The organism is Pseudomonas sp. P9_35 (assembly GCF_034008205.1).
Classification (GTDB): Bacteria; Pseudomonadota; Gammaproteobacteria; order Pseudomonadales; family Pseudomonadaceae; genus Aquipseudomonas; species Aquipseudomonas kilonensis.
Genome location: NZ_CP125373.1, coordinates 6103146 through 6118649, shown reverse-complemented (window position 1 = coordinate 6118649; position 15504 = coordinate 6103146). Strand labels below are relative to the sequence as shown.

13 protein-coding genes are annotated in these 15504 nt (G+C 61.8%); 4 read left to right on the top strand and 9 right to left on the bottom strand.

The window, feature by feature from the left end:
• Positions 1-342: 342 nt before the first annotated feature.
• The 3 genes from choV to QMK47_RS27250 all read right to left on the bottom strand — a co-directional run bounded on the left by choV (position 343) and on the right by QMK47_RS27250 (position 3382).
• Complete coding sequence (choV, locus tag QMK47_RS27260; protein ID WP_214509927.1) at positions 343-1521, bottom strand: choline ABC transporter ATP-binding protein; 1179 nt, start codon at positions 1519-1521, stop codon at positions 343-345.
• Positions 1518-2363 carry a choline ABC transporter permease subunit gene (choW, locus tag QMK47_RS27255; protein ID WP_003206355.1) on the bottom strand — a complete coding sequence of 282 codons (846 nt, stop codon included), beginning with the start codon at positions 2361-2363 and terminating at the stop codon, positions 1518-1520. The genes choV and choW overlap by 4 nt, the downstream gene beginning before the upstream one ends.
• Positions 2364-2434: 71 nt before the next feature.
• Positions 2435-3382 carry a choline ABC transporter substrate-binding protein gene (locus QMK47_RS27250; protein WP_214509926.1) on the bottom strand — a complete coding sequence of 316 codons (948 nt, stop codon included), beginning with the start codon at positions 3380-3382 and terminating at the stop codon, positions 2435-2437.
• A 424-nt stretch (positions 3383-3806) separates the two neighbouring features.
• Here QMK47_RS27250 and QMK47_RS27245 point away from each other — a divergent pair, with 424 nt between their 5' ends.
• A complete protein-coding gene (locus QMK47_RS27245) occupies positions 3807-5183 on the top strand; it encodes an L-serine ammonia-lyase (protein ID WP_214509925.1) in 1377 nt (458 codons plus the stop codon).
• Between the two features lie 584 nt (positions 5184-5767).
• Positions 5768-6871: a GlxA family transcriptional regulator gene (locus QMK47_RS27240; protein WP_003177576.1), complete on the top strand. Its 1104-nt coding sequence runs from the start codon at positions 5768-5770 to the stop codon at positions 6869-6871.
• A gap of 523 nt (positions 6872-7394) precedes the next feature.
• Here the strand turns inward: QMK47_RS27240 and QMK47_RS27235 are convergent.
• The 6 genes from QMK47_RS27235 to QMK47_RS27210 form a co-directional block, all read right to left on the bottom strand.
• The gene (locus tag QMK47_RS27235; protein ID WP_018612353.1) at positions 7395-7658 is read right to left on the bottom strand and encodes a hypothetical protein; all 264 of its coding nucleotides are present in this window, start codon (positions 7656-7658) and stop codon (positions 7395-7397) included.
• 381 nt (positions 7659-8039) lie between these two features.
• Positions 8040-9200, bottom strand: coding sequence for a gamma-butyrobetaine dioxygenase (locus QMK47_RS27230; RefSeq protein WP_320389562.1), 1161 nt, complete (start codon positions 9198-9200; stop codon positions 8040-8042).
• A gap of 20 nt (positions 9201-9220) precedes the next feature.
• Complete coding sequence (locus QMK47_RS27225; RefSeq protein WP_258689582.1) at positions 9221-9697, bottom strand: thioesterase family protein; 477 nt, start codon at positions 9695-9697, stop codon at positions 9221-9223.
• Between the two features lie 179 nt (positions 9698-9876).
• Positions 9877-10842 (bottom strand): L-carnitine dehydrogenase, encoded by a 966-nt coding sequence (locus tag QMK47_RS27220; RefSeq protein ID WP_253470072.1) that lies wholly within the window; start codon positions 10840-10842, stop codon positions 9877-9879.
• Positions 10843-11004: 162 nt separating this feature from the next.
• Positions 11005-11892 carry a 3-keto-5-aminohexanoate cleavage protein gene (locus QMK47_RS27215; protein ID WP_214509921.1) on the bottom strand — a complete coding sequence of 296 codons (888 nt, stop codon included), beginning with the start codon at positions 11890-11892 and terminating at the stop codon, positions 11005-11007.
• Positions 11893-12119: 227 nt separating this feature from the next.
• Positions 12120-13064 carry a choline ABC transporter substrate-binding protein gene (locus QMK47_RS27210; protein WP_013694418.1) on the bottom strand — a complete coding sequence of 315 codons (945 nt, stop codon included), beginning with the start codon at positions 13062-13064 and terminating at the stop codon, positions 12120-12122.
• A gap of 186 nt (positions 13065-13250) precedes the next feature.
• On the opposite strand from QMK47_RS27210, the gene QMK47_RS27205 reads away from it, so the two are divergent.
• Both QMK47_RS27205 and QMK47_RS27200 read left to right on the top strand, forming a co-directional pair.
• Positions 13251-14210: a GlxA family transcriptional regulator gene (locus QMK47_RS27205; RefSeq protein WP_253470070.1), complete on the top strand. Its 960-nt coding sequence runs from the start codon at positions 13251-13253 to the stop codon at positions 14208-14210.
• 68 nt (positions 14211-14278) lie between these two features.
• Positions 14279-15454 carry an AAA family ATPase gene (locus QMK47_RS27200; RefSeq protein ID WP_320389561.1) on the top strand — a complete coding sequence of 392 codons (1176 nt, stop codon included), beginning with the start codon at positions 14279-14281 and terminating at the stop codon, positions 15452-15454.
• Positions 15455-15504 lie beyond the last annotated feature (50 nt).

The window sequence follows — 15504 nt, the reverse complement described above, 5'->3', positions numbered from 1 at the left end:
GGCCATCCGGCGCACGAATGTCGTCTGCCGGAACGAAAGCCAGTCTATTTTGTTTTGATTGAACGTTCAATCAACAAAAAATAAGTTCTATGACAAGTCGTCGCTGTTTGTCGGGGCGAGGACTTTTGGGGATGTCTTTATAACACTCGTCGATTGGCTGCCCACCCGTCGATTGGTTGAAATGAGGCGATGCAGCGAGCTCCCTCGCCACAGAGGCCACAGAGGCCACAGAGGCCACAGAGGCCACAGAGGCCACAGAGGCCACAGAGGCCTGCATTGCGCTTGAGATTGGCCCAAACAAAAACGCCGCGTTCATCTCGCGGCGTTTTTGCTGACGTGGGCTTAGCCCAGGTTCTTGCCCAGCAGTGCGTGGTACAGCTCGCTGTCGCCCAGGATCCCGACGACTTGCTGGTTATCGTGGAGCACCAGTTTGTTGCCGGTCTGGTAGCGAATCTGCAATGCGTCGCGCATGCCGATGTTGGAGTCCACCAGGGTCGGACGCCGGCCCAGCTCTTCGACGGCTTGGCCCGGCACCCAGTTTTGCAGGTCCAGCGCCGCGCCGTTCTGCCGGGCGCCCTTGATGGTGTTGCCTTCGGCCAGGTCGAGCCAGGAGTCGCCGCCCGGGTCCAGGCACACCGAACCGTTGATGCGCTTGCAGTTGTCCAGGGTGCGCATCAGGCTGCGACCGCACAGGACGTTGAGCGGGTTGGTGTGGGCGACGAAAGTGCGCACGTAGTCGTCCGCCGGGTTCAGCACGATTTCTTCCGGCTTGCTGTACTGGATGATCCGGCCGTCTTTCATGATCGCGATACGGCTGCCCAGCTTCAGGGCTTCGTCGAGGTCGTGGCTGACGAACACGATGGTCTTGCTCAGCTTGCGTTGCAGCTCCAGCAGTTCGTCCTGCAGGCCCTGGCGGATCAGCGGGTCGAGGGCCGAGAAGGGTTCGTCCATCAGCAGGATGTCGGCGTCCATCGCCAGGGCGCGAGCCAGGCCGACCCGTTGCTGCATGCCGCCGGACAATTCGTCGGGCTTCTTGTTGCGCCATTGGGTCAGGCCCACCAGCTCCAGCTTCTCATCCACCAGCTTGCGGCGTTCTTTCTCAGGACGGCCCTGCATTTCCAGGCCGAAGCTGATGTTCTCGCGCACCGTCAGCCAAGGCATCAGGGCGAACTTCTGGAACACCATGGCGATGCGCTGGGTGCGCATCATCTTCAGTTCGGCGGGGGTGCAGGAGGCGATGTCGATCTGCCGGCCTTCGTGTTCGACGAACAGCTTGCCGCGGCTGACGGTGTTCAAGCCATTGATGCAGCGCAACAGGCTGGATTTGCCGGAGCCGGACAGGCCCATCAAGACACAGATTTCGCCTTTCTCGATGTCCAGGCTGGCTTTTTCCACGCCGACGATTTGCCCGGTTTTCTTCAGGATTTCGTTGCGGGTCATGCCTTGGTCGAGCAGCTTGAGGGCTTCGCGTGGATCCTTGGAGAAGATCACGTCGACCTGGTCGAAGCGGATTATGCTCATGCGTCACCCCCTACTTTGGCGTCGGGTTGTTTGCAGATTCGGTCGAGCATGATTGCCAGCAGGACGATCGCCAGGCCGGCTTCGAAGCCCAGGGCGATATCGGCGGTGTTCAGTGCGTTGACCACGGGTTTGCCCAGGCCATCGGCGCCCACCAGTGCGGCGATCACCACCATCGACAACGACAGCATGATGCACTGGGTGATACCGGCGGCGATGCTCGGCATCGCATGGGGCAGTTCAATGCGCGACAGGAGCTGGCGACGGGAGCAGCCGAAGGCTTTGCCGGCGTCCATCAGTTCGTCCGGTACGTCGCGGATGCCCAGGTAGGTCAGGCGGATGGGCGCGGCAATCGCGAACACCACCGTGGAGATCAGGCCTGGGACCACACCCAGCCCGAATAGGGTCAGGGTAGGAATGAGGTAGACGAAGGTCGGTACGGTCTGCATCAGATCGAGTACCGGACGCATCAGGGTGTAGAACATCGGCTTGTGCGCGGCAACAATGCCCAGCGGCACGCCGATCAGTACGCAAACCAGGGTCGCGAACAGCACCTGGGCGAGGGTTTCCATGGTCTCTTGCCAGTAACCCAGGTTGAGGATCAGCAGGAAGGACGCAATGACGAATACGGTCAGGCCCCATTTGCGCTGGATGAAGTGCGCCAATAGCGCAATGAGGCCGATCAAGGCCAGGGGATTGAACCAGGTCAGCGCAAACGTCACGCCGTGAATCATCGTTTCCAGGAACAGTGCGATTGCGTCGAAGGTGCTGGCGCCGTGTTGCGTCAACCATTCGACGAAGCCGGCAATGTACTGGCCTAAGGGTATTTTCTGATCAATGAGCATGGTAGTGAACGTCCGCATGCAAGGGAATAAACAGCCCGGGCGAGCGAACCCGCCCGGCATAACATAAGCAGTTACTGCGCAAGCTTGGCTTTCACGGCGTCCAGGCCAGGTTTACCGTCAATGGTGGTCACGCCAGCCAACCAGGTATCGAGTACCTGTGGGTTTTTCTTCAGCCAGGCCTTGGCGGCAGCCTCTGGCTTCATCTTGTCGTCGAGCACGTTGCCCATCAGCGTGCTTTCCATGTCGACGGTGAACTCCAGGTTTTTCAACAGCTGGCCAACGTTGCTGCATTCCTGGCTGTAGCCCTTGCGGGTGTTGGTCGCCACGGTTGCGGCACCGAAGTCGGGGCCGAAGAAGTCGTCGCCGCCGGTCAGGTACTGGATCTTGAAGCGGGTGTTCATCGGGTGTGGCGCCCAGCCGAGGAACACCACGTCGGTGCCACGCTTGGAGGCGCGGTCGACCTGCGAGAGCATGCCGGCTTCACTCGACTCTACGACTTTGAAGCCTGCGTCCTTCAGGCCGAAGGCGTTCTTTTCGATCATGCTCTGGATCAGGCGGTTGCCGTCGTTGCCGGGTTCGATCCCGTAGATCTTGCCGTCCAGCTCTTTCTTGAATTTGGGGATGTCGGCGAAGTCGTGCAGGCCTTTGTCATACAACGCCTGAGGCACGGCGAGGGTGTACTTGGCGCCCTTGAGGTTGGTGCGCAGGGTTTCCACGGTGCCGGCTTCGCGGTAGGCCTTGATGTCGTTTTCCATGGTCGGCATCCAGTTGCCGAGGAACACGTCCATGTTCTTGCCGTCGGCCAGGGACTTGTAGGTCACCGGCACGGAAATCATGGTGGTCTTGGTCTTGTAGCCGAGGGCGTCGAGCACCACGCTGGTGGTGGCGGTGGTCACGGTGATGTCGGTCCAGCCGACATCGGAGAAGTTGACGGTGCTGCACTGTTGGGGTTCAGCAGCGTTGGCCAGCATCGGAAGACTCAGCATGGCGGCCAACAACAACGATGTGGAACCTTTCATGGGTGGACTCCTGGTGTTTTATCGGCGGTGTCCGGTCAGGACAACCGCGCTTATTGGATGTTGCGGTTGGTGGCGCGTGGGCACTCTCTGACACGCGGCCTTGCAAACGAGCCGTAACCGATCATGTACCAGTGCAAATCTGACGCCTACAGGGTGGGTCGTATCCAGTACAGGGAGGGTCGCATCCAGTGTCGGTGACGTCGTTTACAGATTTTTTCCGCCCCTGACGGGCCTCTGATACGCAGAAAAACGGCGCAAAACAGGGGCCAGGACGGGGCGGCGTTGCTGGGCATGATTGCGTCGGTGTCAGACGTCGGACTCCAAGGCAAAAACCGGATGATGCGGCCATCCCGGCGTTGAGCGTAGCAGCTCCGTCACCGGACGCTCCTGCGCCCGGATGTGCCTGTTCTGGAGGTTTTCGGCAATGGCAATCAGCGTGTTCGACCTGTTCAAAATCGGTATCGGCCCGTCCAGCTCACACACCGTGGGCCCGATGCGGGCCGCCGCATTGTTCGTGCAAGGTTTGCGTGAGCGAGGACTTTTGGAACAAGTCGCGCGGGTGGAAGTTCAGCTCTACGGTTCGCTTTCAGCCACTGGCATCGGCCATGGCAGCGATAACGCGGTGATCATGGGCTTGATGGGCGAGTGGCCGGACGCGATCGATCCGTCGCAGATTGGTGTGCGCATCGAGCGACTGCGCGAAACCCAGACCCTGCTGCTCGACGGTCGCCTGTCGGTACCGTTCATCTGGTCCCGGGACATGCGCCTGATCGACGAAAACCTGCCATTCCACCCCAACGCCATGACGCTGGTGGCCGAGACCGCGAACGGCGAGCTGCACCGTGACACCTATTACTCGGTCGGCGGTGGTTTCGTCGTCGACCAGGCCCAGGCCGCCAGCGGTGTGGTGGACCTGGATCGCACCGAACTGCCTTACGATTTTTCCAGCGCCGAAGAGTTGCTCCAGTTGTGCCGCAGCCACAACCTGCGGGTGGCCGAGTTGATGATGGCCAACGAAAAGGTCTGGCGTTCGGAAGACGAGATCCGCAGCGGCCTGATGAAACTCTGGCGGGCCATGCAGGATTGCGTCGAGCAGGGCCTCAAGCACGAAGGCATCCTGCCGGGCGGTTTGAATGTGCGTCGGCGGGCGGCCAAGTTGCACCGCAGCCTGCAAGAACTGAACAAACCCAATGTCATCGGCTCGACCCTCAGCGCCATGGAGTGGGTCAACCTGTTCGCCCTGGCGGTCAACGAAGAGAACGCCGCCGGCGGGCGCATGGTCACGGCGCCGACCAATGGCGCGGCGGGGATCATTCCGGCGGTACTGCATTACTTCATGAAATTCAGCGAAGCGGTCACCGACGCCAACGTCGTGGATTATTTCCTCGGTGCGGCGGCCGTCGGGATCCTGTGCAAGAAGAACGCATCGATTTCTGGCGCCGAAGTCGGTTGCCAGGGCGAAGTGGGATCGGCCTGCGCCATGGCGGCGGCAGGCCTGGCGGAGATCCTCGGGGCCACGCCGGAGCAACTGTGCAACGCGGCGGAAATCGGCCTGGAACACAACCTCGGCCTGACGTGCGACCCAGTGGGCGGCCTGGTGCAGGTGCCGTGCATCGAGCGCAATGCGATCGCCGCAGTCAAGGCCATCAATGCTGCCCAAATGGCCCTGCGCGGGGACGGCCAGCATTTCATCTCCCTGGACCGGGTGATCCGCACCATGCGTGATACCGGTGCCGACATGCATGACAAATACAAAGAGACCTCGCGCGGCGGCTTGGCGGTCAGTGCGGTGGAGTGCTGAGTCGCATTTGCGCACCCCTTTGGTAGCAAGGGGATTTCTCTGTGGGAGTAAGGCTTGCCCGCGATGGCGGCATTAGATTCAACATGGATGTCGACTGGCATACAGCCATCGCGAGCAAGCTTTGCTCCCACAGATGATTCCCTTTACCCACAAGAGCGAAAACCGCTCACAAAATGAACACCAATCTGCAAACGCGCCACCTTTTAGCGCGTCGCAAACAGACAAGAGCCCCGTTGTCGAGCCAACCACTGAATCGCGCTCGACCGTCCGTCATCCGCACCTGTGGTGATACTCGTTGCGCAAGCGGCGCAGCCCAGTTCCCACAAGTGCTACCGAACTGCTCACGGCCCGCTGTGACAGGTGCCTGCCGCCATTGATGGCGCTTATAACCCGTACTCGATGCACGCCTTATATAGACAGGTCGTGATGTCGTTTTCAGGATTTATTGAACGCGTATTCAATTTTAGGCATGGCAATTGCTCTATTGCTGTAAAGCCCAGCTCCTTTGTGAGAACGAGGGCAATAACCAATAAAAAGAGCCTCCGCCTGAGGCCATCACCCGCTTTGTGTGAGGAGATACCGCGATGACGACGTCCAACTCCGGGGCCCAACCCCAGAACCGTGCGCCTCAATCCATCGGCTTTTTGCTGCTGGACAATTTCACGCTGATTTCCCTGGCGTCCGCGGTGGAACCGCTACGCATGGCCAACCAACTGTCCGGTCGCGAGCTGTATCGCTGGACCACCCTTACGGTCGATGGCGGCCAGGTCTGGGCCAGCGACGGCTTGCAGATCACCCCCGACGCCTCCATGCACAAGGCGCCGGCCCTGGATACTGTCATCGTCTGTGGCGGCATCGGCATCCAGCGTACCGTGACCCGCGAACACGTGTCGTGGCTGCAGAGCCAGGCCCGCCAATCCCGTCGCCTCGGCGCGGTTTGTACCGGCAGTTGGGCCCTGGCCTGCGCCGGCCTGCTGGACGGCTTCGATTGCAGCGTGCACTGGGAATGCCTGGCGGCAATGCAGGAAGCTTTCCCGCGGGTATCGATGAGTACCCGCTTGTTCACCCTCGACCGTAACCGCTTCACCAGCTCCGGCGGCACCGCGCCGCTGGACATGATGCTGCACCTGATCAGCCGCGATCACGGTCGTGAACTGTCGGCAGCGATCTCGGAAATGTTTGTCTACGAGCGTATCCGCAACGAACAGGATCACCAGCGTGTGCCGCTCAAGCACATGCTCGGCACCAACCAGCCGAAGTTGCAGGAAATCGTCGCGCTGATGGAGGCCAACCTCGAAGAACCGATCGACCTGGACGAACTGGCGGTGTACGTCGCCGTGTCCCGGCGTCAGCTGGAGCGGTTGTTCCAGAAGTACCTGCACTGCTCGCCGTCGCGCTATTACCTCAAGCTGCGGTTGATCCGTGCACGGCAACTGCTCAAGCAGACGCCGATGTCGATCATCGAAGTGGCCTCGGTGTGCGGCTTCGTCTCCACCCCGCACTTCTCCAAGTGCTACCGCGAATACTTCGGCATTCCGCCGCGTGACGAACGCGTCGGCTCCAACACCACACAACAGGTGGCGATGATGCCGCTGCCGCAGGCGCTGGTGCTGTCGCCATTGTCCGGCCCGCTGTCGGCGCTGAGCCAGGCGCGTAATGAGTCGACGTTTGCCAGTGTGAGACTCTGAGACCGTAGCGCCTTCATCGCGAGCAAGCTCGCTCCCACAGTTGGATGGAGAGACAGGCCGGCTGTCAGGCCGCCTCGCGAGCAAGCTTTGCTCCCACAGGTCCTGCTCAAACAGATCTGATGGGTGTACGACGGGGAGAGCTAGGTCGGCTACTAGGCCGCCTCGCGGTGGACGTTGATCTCGGCGCCCCGTTAACCACGCTGGCCGAACGCAGGCATTGTGGAGTGGGCAACCCGGCATGGATGCCGGGTTAGCCGCGCTGGGCCATGGATGGCCCTTCGCGGCGGGCCCACGGAGCAATGCCTGCGTTCGGGCATGCCGAGCCTAGGCGAGGCACCGAGTGGTGGGGCAGAAGCGCTTTGGTTACTTTCGCGCTTTTCGAAAGTGACCCGCTGTAAGAGCGGAACCATAAGCCGCCGTTACCGCAGCAACGGATATGTACTCAGTCAGGCCGCCATCGCGAGCAAGCTCGCTCCCACAGGTTTCGTGAACGACACAAATCCTGTGGGAACCATTGGTTCTGTCAGGCGCTATGGTTCTGCTGGTATTGCATCAACGCCGGCAACAGCTGCTTATCAATCGCCTGGCGCACGGCCGGCAGGATAGTGGCGCTGCTGGTGTACATCTCCTTGACCATCCGCCGCAAATCATTGGCACGGACGGTGTCCAGCCCCCGCACGGCGCACTCGCACGCCTGCTCGGCGGTGGAGCCACTGGGTATTTGCAGGCCCAGGGCCTTGAGATGGCCCAGCAGGTCTTCCTGGTCGATCAAATCGGCGTACATCATGACGCTTTTCCTTGTTCAGGGATTGGGGTCGTGTCTCGATTCTGGTAGCCACCCGAAGCGGCGGCAAGGGCAAATGGTCGCAATGTCATGAATGACTATGGAGGCGTCGTTTTCGGCTAACTTGCACGGGGCTGGACTGGGCACACTGACCTCAAGCTGAATCACGATGGTTTGGTCACCCTCGCGCGACAGCTCCTCCAGTAACGCAACCTGCCCCGATCCTGTCACGGCTTGATCGGGGATTTTTTTGCCTGTGAATCAGGGAAAGCTTGGGTGTCTGGTGGATTGTCATCGCGAGCAAGCTCGCTCCCACAGGGGTTCTGTGTCGTTCACAAAATCTAATGTGGGAGCGAGCTTGCTCGTGATGAACGATGACGCGGTCTAGCGCTGCAACACCAGAATCCGCGACAACAACTCATCCCGATCCACATAGCACCCCTGGAAATGCCGGGCCCCGGAGGCCGGGTCGAAGGCATTGCGGGCGTGGAGGGTGCGGCGGTTGTCGAAGCACCAGAGCTGGCCGGGTTCGAGACGCTGTACCAGGCGAAATTGTGGCTCGCGGGTCAGGGCAATGAAGCGGCGGTAGGCGCGGTAAAGCCTGGGCATCTGCTCGACCGAGGTGTCGAACGGCCCACGCAGGAAGTTCGCCATGCGGATTTCCGAAACCTGGTCGAGGGCGTCCAGCGCGATGATGGGCGCCAGGCAGCGGTAGTCGCTGCGACGGTCCTTGTTGCGAAACTCCACCGGGATCCGGCACAGCGCGTCGAAGGCCTCGGGGTCTTCCTGGCGCAGCGCTTGGGCAATGGCAAACCCGTCGACAAAAATGCTCTCGCCGCCGTCGGCGTCATTCACCAGGCAATGCAGGAATTGCAGCCCCGGCTGCAATTCCCGGGTCGGCAAATCACTGTGCAACGGCAGGTTGAAAGCGGTGTAGGCGTTACTGTCGGCATCGGCTTTGGACTGCACGTTGAACAGCACGCCGAAGTTGCTCTCGCGAATGAAGGAAATGCGCTGGGCAACCCGTTCCAGCGAACCGGGTTCGGTGGGTACGCCGCGCACCTGGGTCAGGCCGATGTCGCGCACCGCCAGCAACCATTGCAACAACGCATCGGCATCGGCCATCAGCGCCGGGTAGTCGAACACTGGCAATTGCAGGTCGCGTCGCCACAGTTGGCGCCGGGGCTTGTTCGCCAGGCGCTCGGCTCGAGACTGATCATCGTAGGCGTGGGCGCGCAACCAGCCTGGGTCGAAACGGCTCCGGTGACCGTCCTGCCAGTCCACGCACAGGCAACCTTCGTCGTCGAGGTAGGTTGCGCCGGGGGCAATGTCTTCAGGGACGTCGACGATTTCCAGCACCTGCTCGCGGGTGACGCTGTAGACGCATTGAGGGCAAGGGCAGTTGTCCCGCAACCACGGGTGATGAAAGGGGCTGGCCCGGCCATCGGCCCACGTCACTTGGATCCGGTCGACCAACGGTGTGGCGGCGGTCAATGGGGAGATCAGGGGGTAACGGCGGAAGTCGGCAAAGGCGGCGGTGTTCATGGCGATCTCCTGTTCGCGGCTTATCGGGGCAGAGGCAGGGCGATGATCCGGCCGATGTACAGCGGCGGCGGCAGGTCGGATTGTTCGTCGAGCAGGGCGCTGAGCCGGCCCAGGGCCTGTTCGGTGAACGGCACCGAGCGCGGGCCGGCCAGGTCGACGTGCAGTAGCATCTGTTCATTGCCGGCCAGCTCTTTATCACCGCCTACCAGGTGCAGGCTGTGATAGAGGTGCAGGCGTTTGGCGTCGTGGCCGATGATGTGCGTGTGCACCTCGACCTGGGCGTCGAGCTTCACTTCGTGCAGGTAGTTCAGGTGCAGTTCGAGGGTGAACAACGAGTGGCCGCTGGCTTCGCGGTTCTGGCTGTCCAGGCCGAGCCGGTCCATCAGCGCGTCGGTGGCGTAGCTGAAGATCAGCAGGTAGAAGGCATCGCGCAGGTGGCCGTTGTAATCGACCCATTCGGGGAGGATGCGGGTTTGGTAGGTGGTTAGGGTGGGCATACTGGACTCCACAGGTCGTAGCTGACGTACACAATTGTGGCGAGGGAGCTTGCTCCCGCTGGACTGCGAAGCAGTCCCAAAACCGGTGGTATGCGGTGTATCAGTCAAATGGCATTCACTGGTTTTACGACCGCTTCGCGGCCGAGCGGGAGCAAGCTCCCTCGCCACAGGGGCGGTGTTTACTCGTTAAAGGCCATGCCGTGCTTGGCCTTGGTGGTCTTCACCGCCTCCAGCACCGCCAGCAGGCAATCATCACGATAGCGTTCCAGGGCCGAAATGCTGTGGCTGCCCAATTGCGCGCTCGTGCCGTCCACCACATCGTCGATCAGCTTTTCGGTCAGCTCTGGCGCTGGCAGGTAGGTCCACGGCAGTTGCAGCGCCGGGCCGAACTGGGCCATGAAGTGCCGCATCCCGGCATCGCCGCCGGCCAGGGTGTAGGTCAGGAACGTGCCCATGAACGACCAGCGCAAGCCGGCGCCAAAGCGGATCGCATCGTCGATTTCCCCGGTGGTCGCCACCCCGTCGTTGACCAGGTGCAGGGCTTCGCGCCACAGCGCTTCGAGCAGGCGGTCGGCAATGAAGCCGGGCACTTCCTTGCGTACGTGCAGCGGCCGCATGCCGAGGGATTCGTACACCTGCATCGCTGCCTGCACGGCTTCGGGCGCGGTGTCTTTGCCGCCGACCACTTCCACCAGCGGCAACAGGTAGACCGGGTTGAACGGGTGCCCGACCACGCAGCGCTCCGGATGGGTGGCGCCTTCGTAGAATTCGCTCGGCAGCAGCCCCGAGGTACTGGAACCGATCAACGCGTTCGGCTTGGCAGCGGCGCTGATCTGGCCGTGCAATTCGAGTTTCAGTTCCAGGCGCTCGGGGGCGCTTTCCTGGATGAAGTCGGCGTCGCGCACACACTCCTCGATGGTCGCGACAAAGCGCAGCCGATCCTGCGAAGCGCCGGGTGCCAGGCCTTGTTTCTCCAGGGCACCCCAGGCGTTGGCGACACGTTTGCGCAACGCTGCCTCGGCACCCGGCGCCGGGTCCCAGGCGACGACGTCCAGGCCATGGGCCAGGGCCCGGCTGACCCAGCCGCTGCCGATCACACCGCTGCCCAGGGCGGCGAAGGTCTTGATGTCGGTGATAAAACTCATGGTGATTTCCTGAAAAAATAGTTCGGTGATCTCCTGTGGGAGCAAGGCTTGCCCGCGATGGCGGCAGTAGATTCAACGGGGATGTCGACTGACATACCGTTATCGCGGGCAAGCCTTGCTCCCACAGGTTGTGCCCCCCAATAGGGGAAGGTGGATGTCGGTTTAGCCGCGCTGGACCAGGCCCATTTTCTTGCGACCTTCAGCCGGGGTGAGCACCCGCGCACCGAGGCGGCTGAGGATTTCGCCAGCCCGCTCCACCAACTGACCGTTGGTAGCGAGTACGCCTTTGTCCAGCCAGAGGTTGTCTTCCAGCCCGACCCGCACGTTGCCCCCCAACAGCACCGCCTGGGCGGCCATCGGCATTTGCATGCGGCCGATGCCGAAGCCGGCCCACACCGCATCCGCCGGCAGGTTGTCGACCATGGCTTTCATGGTGGTGGTGTCGGCCGGTGCGCCCCACGGGATGCCCAGGCAGAGTTGGAACAGCGGGTTGTCCAGCAGGCCTTCCTTGATCAGTTGCTTGGCGAACCACAGGTGACCGGTGTCGAAGATCTCCAGCTCGGCCTTGACCCCCAGCTCAGTGATGCGCTTGGCGCCGGCCCGCAGTTGCGCCGGGGTGGAGACGTAAATGGTGTCGCCGTCGCCGAAGTTCAGGGTGCCGCAATCCAGCGTGCAGATTTCCGGCAACAGCTCTTCGACGTGGGCCAGGCGGGTCAGCGGACCGACCAGGTCGGTGTTGGGACCGAACTCCATCGGCCGTTCGCCCGCACCGATCTCCAGGTCGCCGCCCATGCCGGCGGTGAGGTTGACGATGATGTCCACGTCCGCCTCACGGATGCGCTCCATCACTTCGCGGTACAGCGCCACGTCGCGGCTGAACTTGCCGGTCTGCGGGTCGCGGACGTGGCAATGGACCACCGTGGCCCCGGCCTTCGCCGCCTCGATGGCAGCGGCGGCGATCTGTTTCGGGGTGACCGGTACGTGAGGGCTCTTGGCGGTCGTGTCGCCAGCACCGGTGAGTGCGCAGGTGATGATGACGTCGTGGTTCATGGTGCGGATTCCTTCAGGCGTGGTAAGTCACTGCGCAGTTAGTGGCCTGTGTGGCTAATTCGAGCACTCAACTTCGGCGCCAGAACTTGCCAGACTGCGTTGCCATTCCTCGCCGTAGCGGGCTACGACTCGTCATGGCGCCTTGCCTGGCAAGTCCTGACACTCGAATTTGAGTGCTCGAATTAACCGTACAGGCCACAAGTGCTGCGCAGATGGATAACGGTTGTTCAGTTACTGGTCAGTTTCAGGTTGTCGGCGGCGGGCTTGCCGTCGAAGGTGGTGACGCCTTCGAGCCAGCGCTGCTTGTCTTGCGGATGATCCTTGAGCCATTGCCGGGCCGATTCGAGCGGGTCCTTGTGATCGAGCAACGGCTGCATCATCCGGCTCTCATCCTCGGCGCTGAACGTCAGGTTGCTCAGCAAGCGACCGACGTTCGGGCATTGTTGGGCGTAGTCCGGCGCGGTGACGGTCCACACGGTGGCCATGCCTTCGTTCGGGCCGAGGGCGTCGTCGCTGCCGGTGAGGTAGGTCATTTGCACGTTGACGTTCATCGGGTGCGGCGCCCAGCCGAAGAACACCACGGCTTCCTTGCGCCGCACGGCGCGGTCCACGGCGGCGAGCATGCCGGCTTCGCTGGACTCCACCAGTTGGAATTTGCCCAGGCCGAACTGGTTCTTGGCGATCATCGCCTTGATCTGGGTATTGGCGCCGGAGCCGGGCTCGATGCCGTAGATCTTGCCGCCCAGCTCTTTTTCGAATTTGGCGATGTCGGCGAAGGTCTTCAGGCCCTTGTCGGCCAGGTAGGTTGGCACGGCCAGGGTGGCGCGGGCGTCCTTGAGGCTCGGCTGTTCCAGCACCTTGACCTGTTTGGCCTCGACGAACGGGGTGATGGTCTGGGTCATCAACGGGTTCCAATAGCCCAGGAACAGATCCAGGCGCTGGTCGCGGATGCCGGCGAAGATGATTTGCTGGGAGGCGCTGGTTTGCTTGGTCTTGTAGCCGAGGCCGTCGAGCATCACTTGGGTCAGGGCGCTGGTGGCGATGACGTCGGTCCAGTTGACCACGCCCAGGCGCACGTTCTGGCACGCGGCGGGCTCGGCAGCCATGGCGGCGCCATTGAGCAAAGTGGTGCCGCAAAGTGCAAGTACACAGGAGCTGATCAGTCGTTTCATGTCGGGTTCCTCGGCAGCTTATTGTTATGGGGTCCGGCATCTGCGTACCGGTGATGCCAAGTTACGCAGCCCGGCGCCTGGCAAAACGCACAGCGGCGACGTGCTCTTGCACTGCAGCGACTCTTGAATGGGCGTTGCAACTGGCGTATCAAGGTCCGCACGCAACCCGCCAACCGAGTGCGCTCCATGTCCCAGGATTTCTACTTTTTGTTGATGCCGGGTTTTTCGGCCATCGGTTTCATTTCGGCCATCGAGCCGTTGCGGGTTGCCAATCGTTTTCGGGGCGAGCTTTACCGCTGGCATGTGCTGAGTGTCGATGGCGGGCCGGTGCTGGCGAGCAATGGCATGTCGGTCAACGCCGATGCCGCACTGGAGCCGCTGAAGAAGGGCACGACCCTCTGGGTGGTGGCGGGGTTCGAGCCGCTGAAATTCGCCACCCCGGCACTGGAGCGCTGGCTGCATCGGCTGGACAACGAAGGCGTGACCTTGGGCGGTATCGACACCGGCAGTGTGGTGTTGGCCGAGGCGGGGCTATTGGAAGGGCACCGCGTGACCTTGCATTGGGAAGCGATCGAGGCGTTCAAGGAGTCTTATCCGCAACTCAGCGTGACCCAGGAACTGTTCGAGATCGACCGTCGTCGCATCACTTGCGCGGGCGGCACTGCTTCCATCGACCTGATGTTGGACCTGATCGGCCAGGCCTACGGTTCGGAGCTGGCGATCCAGGTCAGCGAGCAGTTCGTGCTCGGCCGCATCCGCCCGCGCAAAGATCACCAGCGCATGGAAATCGCCAATCGCTATGGCATTCGCAACAAGAAGCTGGTGCACGTCATCGGCGAGATGGAAACCCACAGCGAACCGCCCCTGAGCACCTTGGCGCTGGCCGAATCGATCAACGTCACCCGTCGCCAGCTCGAACGCCTGTTCCGCCTGCACCTGAACGATACCCCGAGCAACTTCTACCTGCGCCTGCGCCTGGAAAAGGCCCGGCAACTGCTGCGCCAGACCGACATGAGCGTGCTGGAAGTAAGCATCGCCTGCGGTTTTGAGTCGCCGTCGTACTTCACCCGCAGCTATCGGGCACGGTTCGAGCGCTGCCCGCGGGAGGATCGGCGGCGGCAGGGGGATGGGCGGGAGCTGGTTTGACAGGCTTTTATACTCAATTATACTCGCGACTATAAATTATACCTGTCGCCATAATTGAGTATAAAACCATGTCCAAGCACCCCGGTTTTGTTTTCCGGCGCCCCGATCTGGCCCGCAATATTGTCGATGGGCTGGCCGGCGCCGGGATCCAGGATTACACCTCAGGCCTGTTCCTGGCCGCTCCGAGACGCACCGGAAAAAGTACTTTCCTGCGCGAAGACTTGATACCTGAATGCGAAACCCGTGGTTGGCTCGCGGTCTACGTCGACCTTTGGGCCAACAAGGAGAAGGACCCTGCCGAGCTGATCGCCTCGGCCATCGCCGGGGCACTGGTGCCTTATGAAAAGGGCATCCGCAAGCTCGCCAAATCCATGGGCATCGACAAACTCAGCTTCTTGCGCACGTTGTCCTGGGATTTCAGCCAGCCGCAACTGCCCGAAGGGGCGACGCTGACCCAGGCGCTGGAGCTGTTGCACCGTGCCGCGGATAAAACCGTGGTGCTGGTGATCGACGAAGCCCAGCATGCCTTGACCACCGAGGCCGGGGTCAACGCGATGTTCGCCCTCAAGGCTGCCCGTGACCAGCTCAACCAGGGACGTGTGGGCGATGCCAGCGGCCTGCGGCTGGTGTTCACCGGCTCCAATCGCGACAAGCTCGCGCACTTGGTATTGAGCCGCAACCAACCGTTCTACGGGTCCAGCATCACGCCGTTCCCTTTGCTGGGCAAAGCTTTCACCCAAGCCTACACCGCTCATTTGAACGCACACCTGGCCCAGACCAACCAGTTCAATGCCGATGACCTCGACCAGGCGTTTGAGTTGGTGGGGCGCCGTCCGGAGATGTTGCGCAGCGTCATCGGCGAAATTGCCCTGGAACTGGGTGAGGCAAGCCATTTGGGTGAGTTGCTGCGCAGCAGCGCCGAAATGCTGCGCGCTGGCGTCTGGACCGAGTTCGAGAGCGCCTGGAACGCCCTGACGGTGCCGCAACGCGCGGTGCTGCAGGTCATGGCCGAGCGCTCGCAAAACAACGAGCCCTTCGCGCCCTTCACCGATTCAACGCTGGAGGCGGTGGGCAAGGCGCTGAGGGCTATGGGAAGCGAAGTCGTGCCCGGTACCCAGACCATCCAAGCCTGCATCGACGCGCTGCGTGAAAAGGAATTGGTGTGGAAGTCCAACCGGGGTGGTTATGCGCTGGAGGACAAGGCGTTTGCGGATTGGTTGAAGGGGTATCGCAAGCAACATTGAACCTGGGAATACATCCTGTGGCGAGGGAGCTTGCTCTCGCTGGGTGGCGT

Excerpts from the sequence above, each read along its gene's own strand:
- QMK47_RS27205 (WP_253470070.1), top strand. The coding sequence starts at position 13,251 with ATGTCCCAGGATTTCTACTTTTTGTTGATGCCGGGTTTTTCGGCCATC.
- QMK47_RS27245 (WP_214509925.1), top strand. The coding sequence starts at position 3,807 with ATGGCAATCAGCGTGTTCGACCTGTTCAAAATCGGTATCGGCCCGTCC.
- QMK47_RS27230 (WP_320389562.1), bottom strand. The coding sequence starts at position 9,200 with ATGAACACCGCCGCCTTTGCCGACTTCCGCCGTTACCCCCTGATCTCC.
- QMK47_RS27220 (WP_253470072.1), bottom strand. The coding sequence starts at position 10,842 with ATGAGTTTTATCACCGACATCAAGACCTTCGCCGCCCTGGGCAGCGGT.
- QMK47_RS27235 (WP_018612353.1), bottom strand. The coding sequence starts at position 7,658 with ATGATGTACGCCGATTTGATCGACCAGGAAGACCTGCTGGGCCATCTC.
- choV (WP_214509927.1), bottom strand. The coding sequence starts at position 1,521 with ATGAGCATAATCCGCTTCGACCAGGTCGACGTGATCTTCTCCAAGGAT.
- QMK47_RS27200 (WP_320389561.1), top strand. The coding sequence starts at position 14,279 with ATGTCCAAGCACCCCGGTTTTGTTTTCCGGCGCCCCGATCTGGCCCGC.
- QMK47_RS27215 (WP_214509921.1), bottom strand. The coding sequence starts at position 11,892 with ATGAACCACGACGTCATCATCACCTGCGCACTCACCGGTGCTGGCGAC.
- QMK47_RS27210 (WP_013694418.1), bottom strand. The coding sequence starts at position 13,064 with ATGAAACGACTGATCAGCTCCTGTGTACTTGCACTTTGCGGCACCACT.
- QMK47_RS27225 (WP_258689582.1), bottom strand. The coding sequence starts at position 9,697 with ATGCCCACCCTAACCACCTACCAAACCCGCATCCTCCCCGAATGGGTC.
- QMK47_RS27250 (WP_214509926.1), bottom strand. The coding sequence starts at position 3,382 with ATGAAAGGTTCCACATCGTTGTTGTTGGCCGCCATGCTGAGTCTTCCG.
- choW (WP_003206355.1), bottom strand. The coding sequence starts at position 2,363 with ATGCTCATTGATCAGAAAATACCCTTAGGCCAGTACATTGCCGGCTTC.
- QMK47_RS27240 (WP_003177576.1), top strand. The coding sequence starts at position 5,768 with ATGACGACGTCCAACTCCGGGGCCCAACCCCAGAACCGTGCGCCTCAA.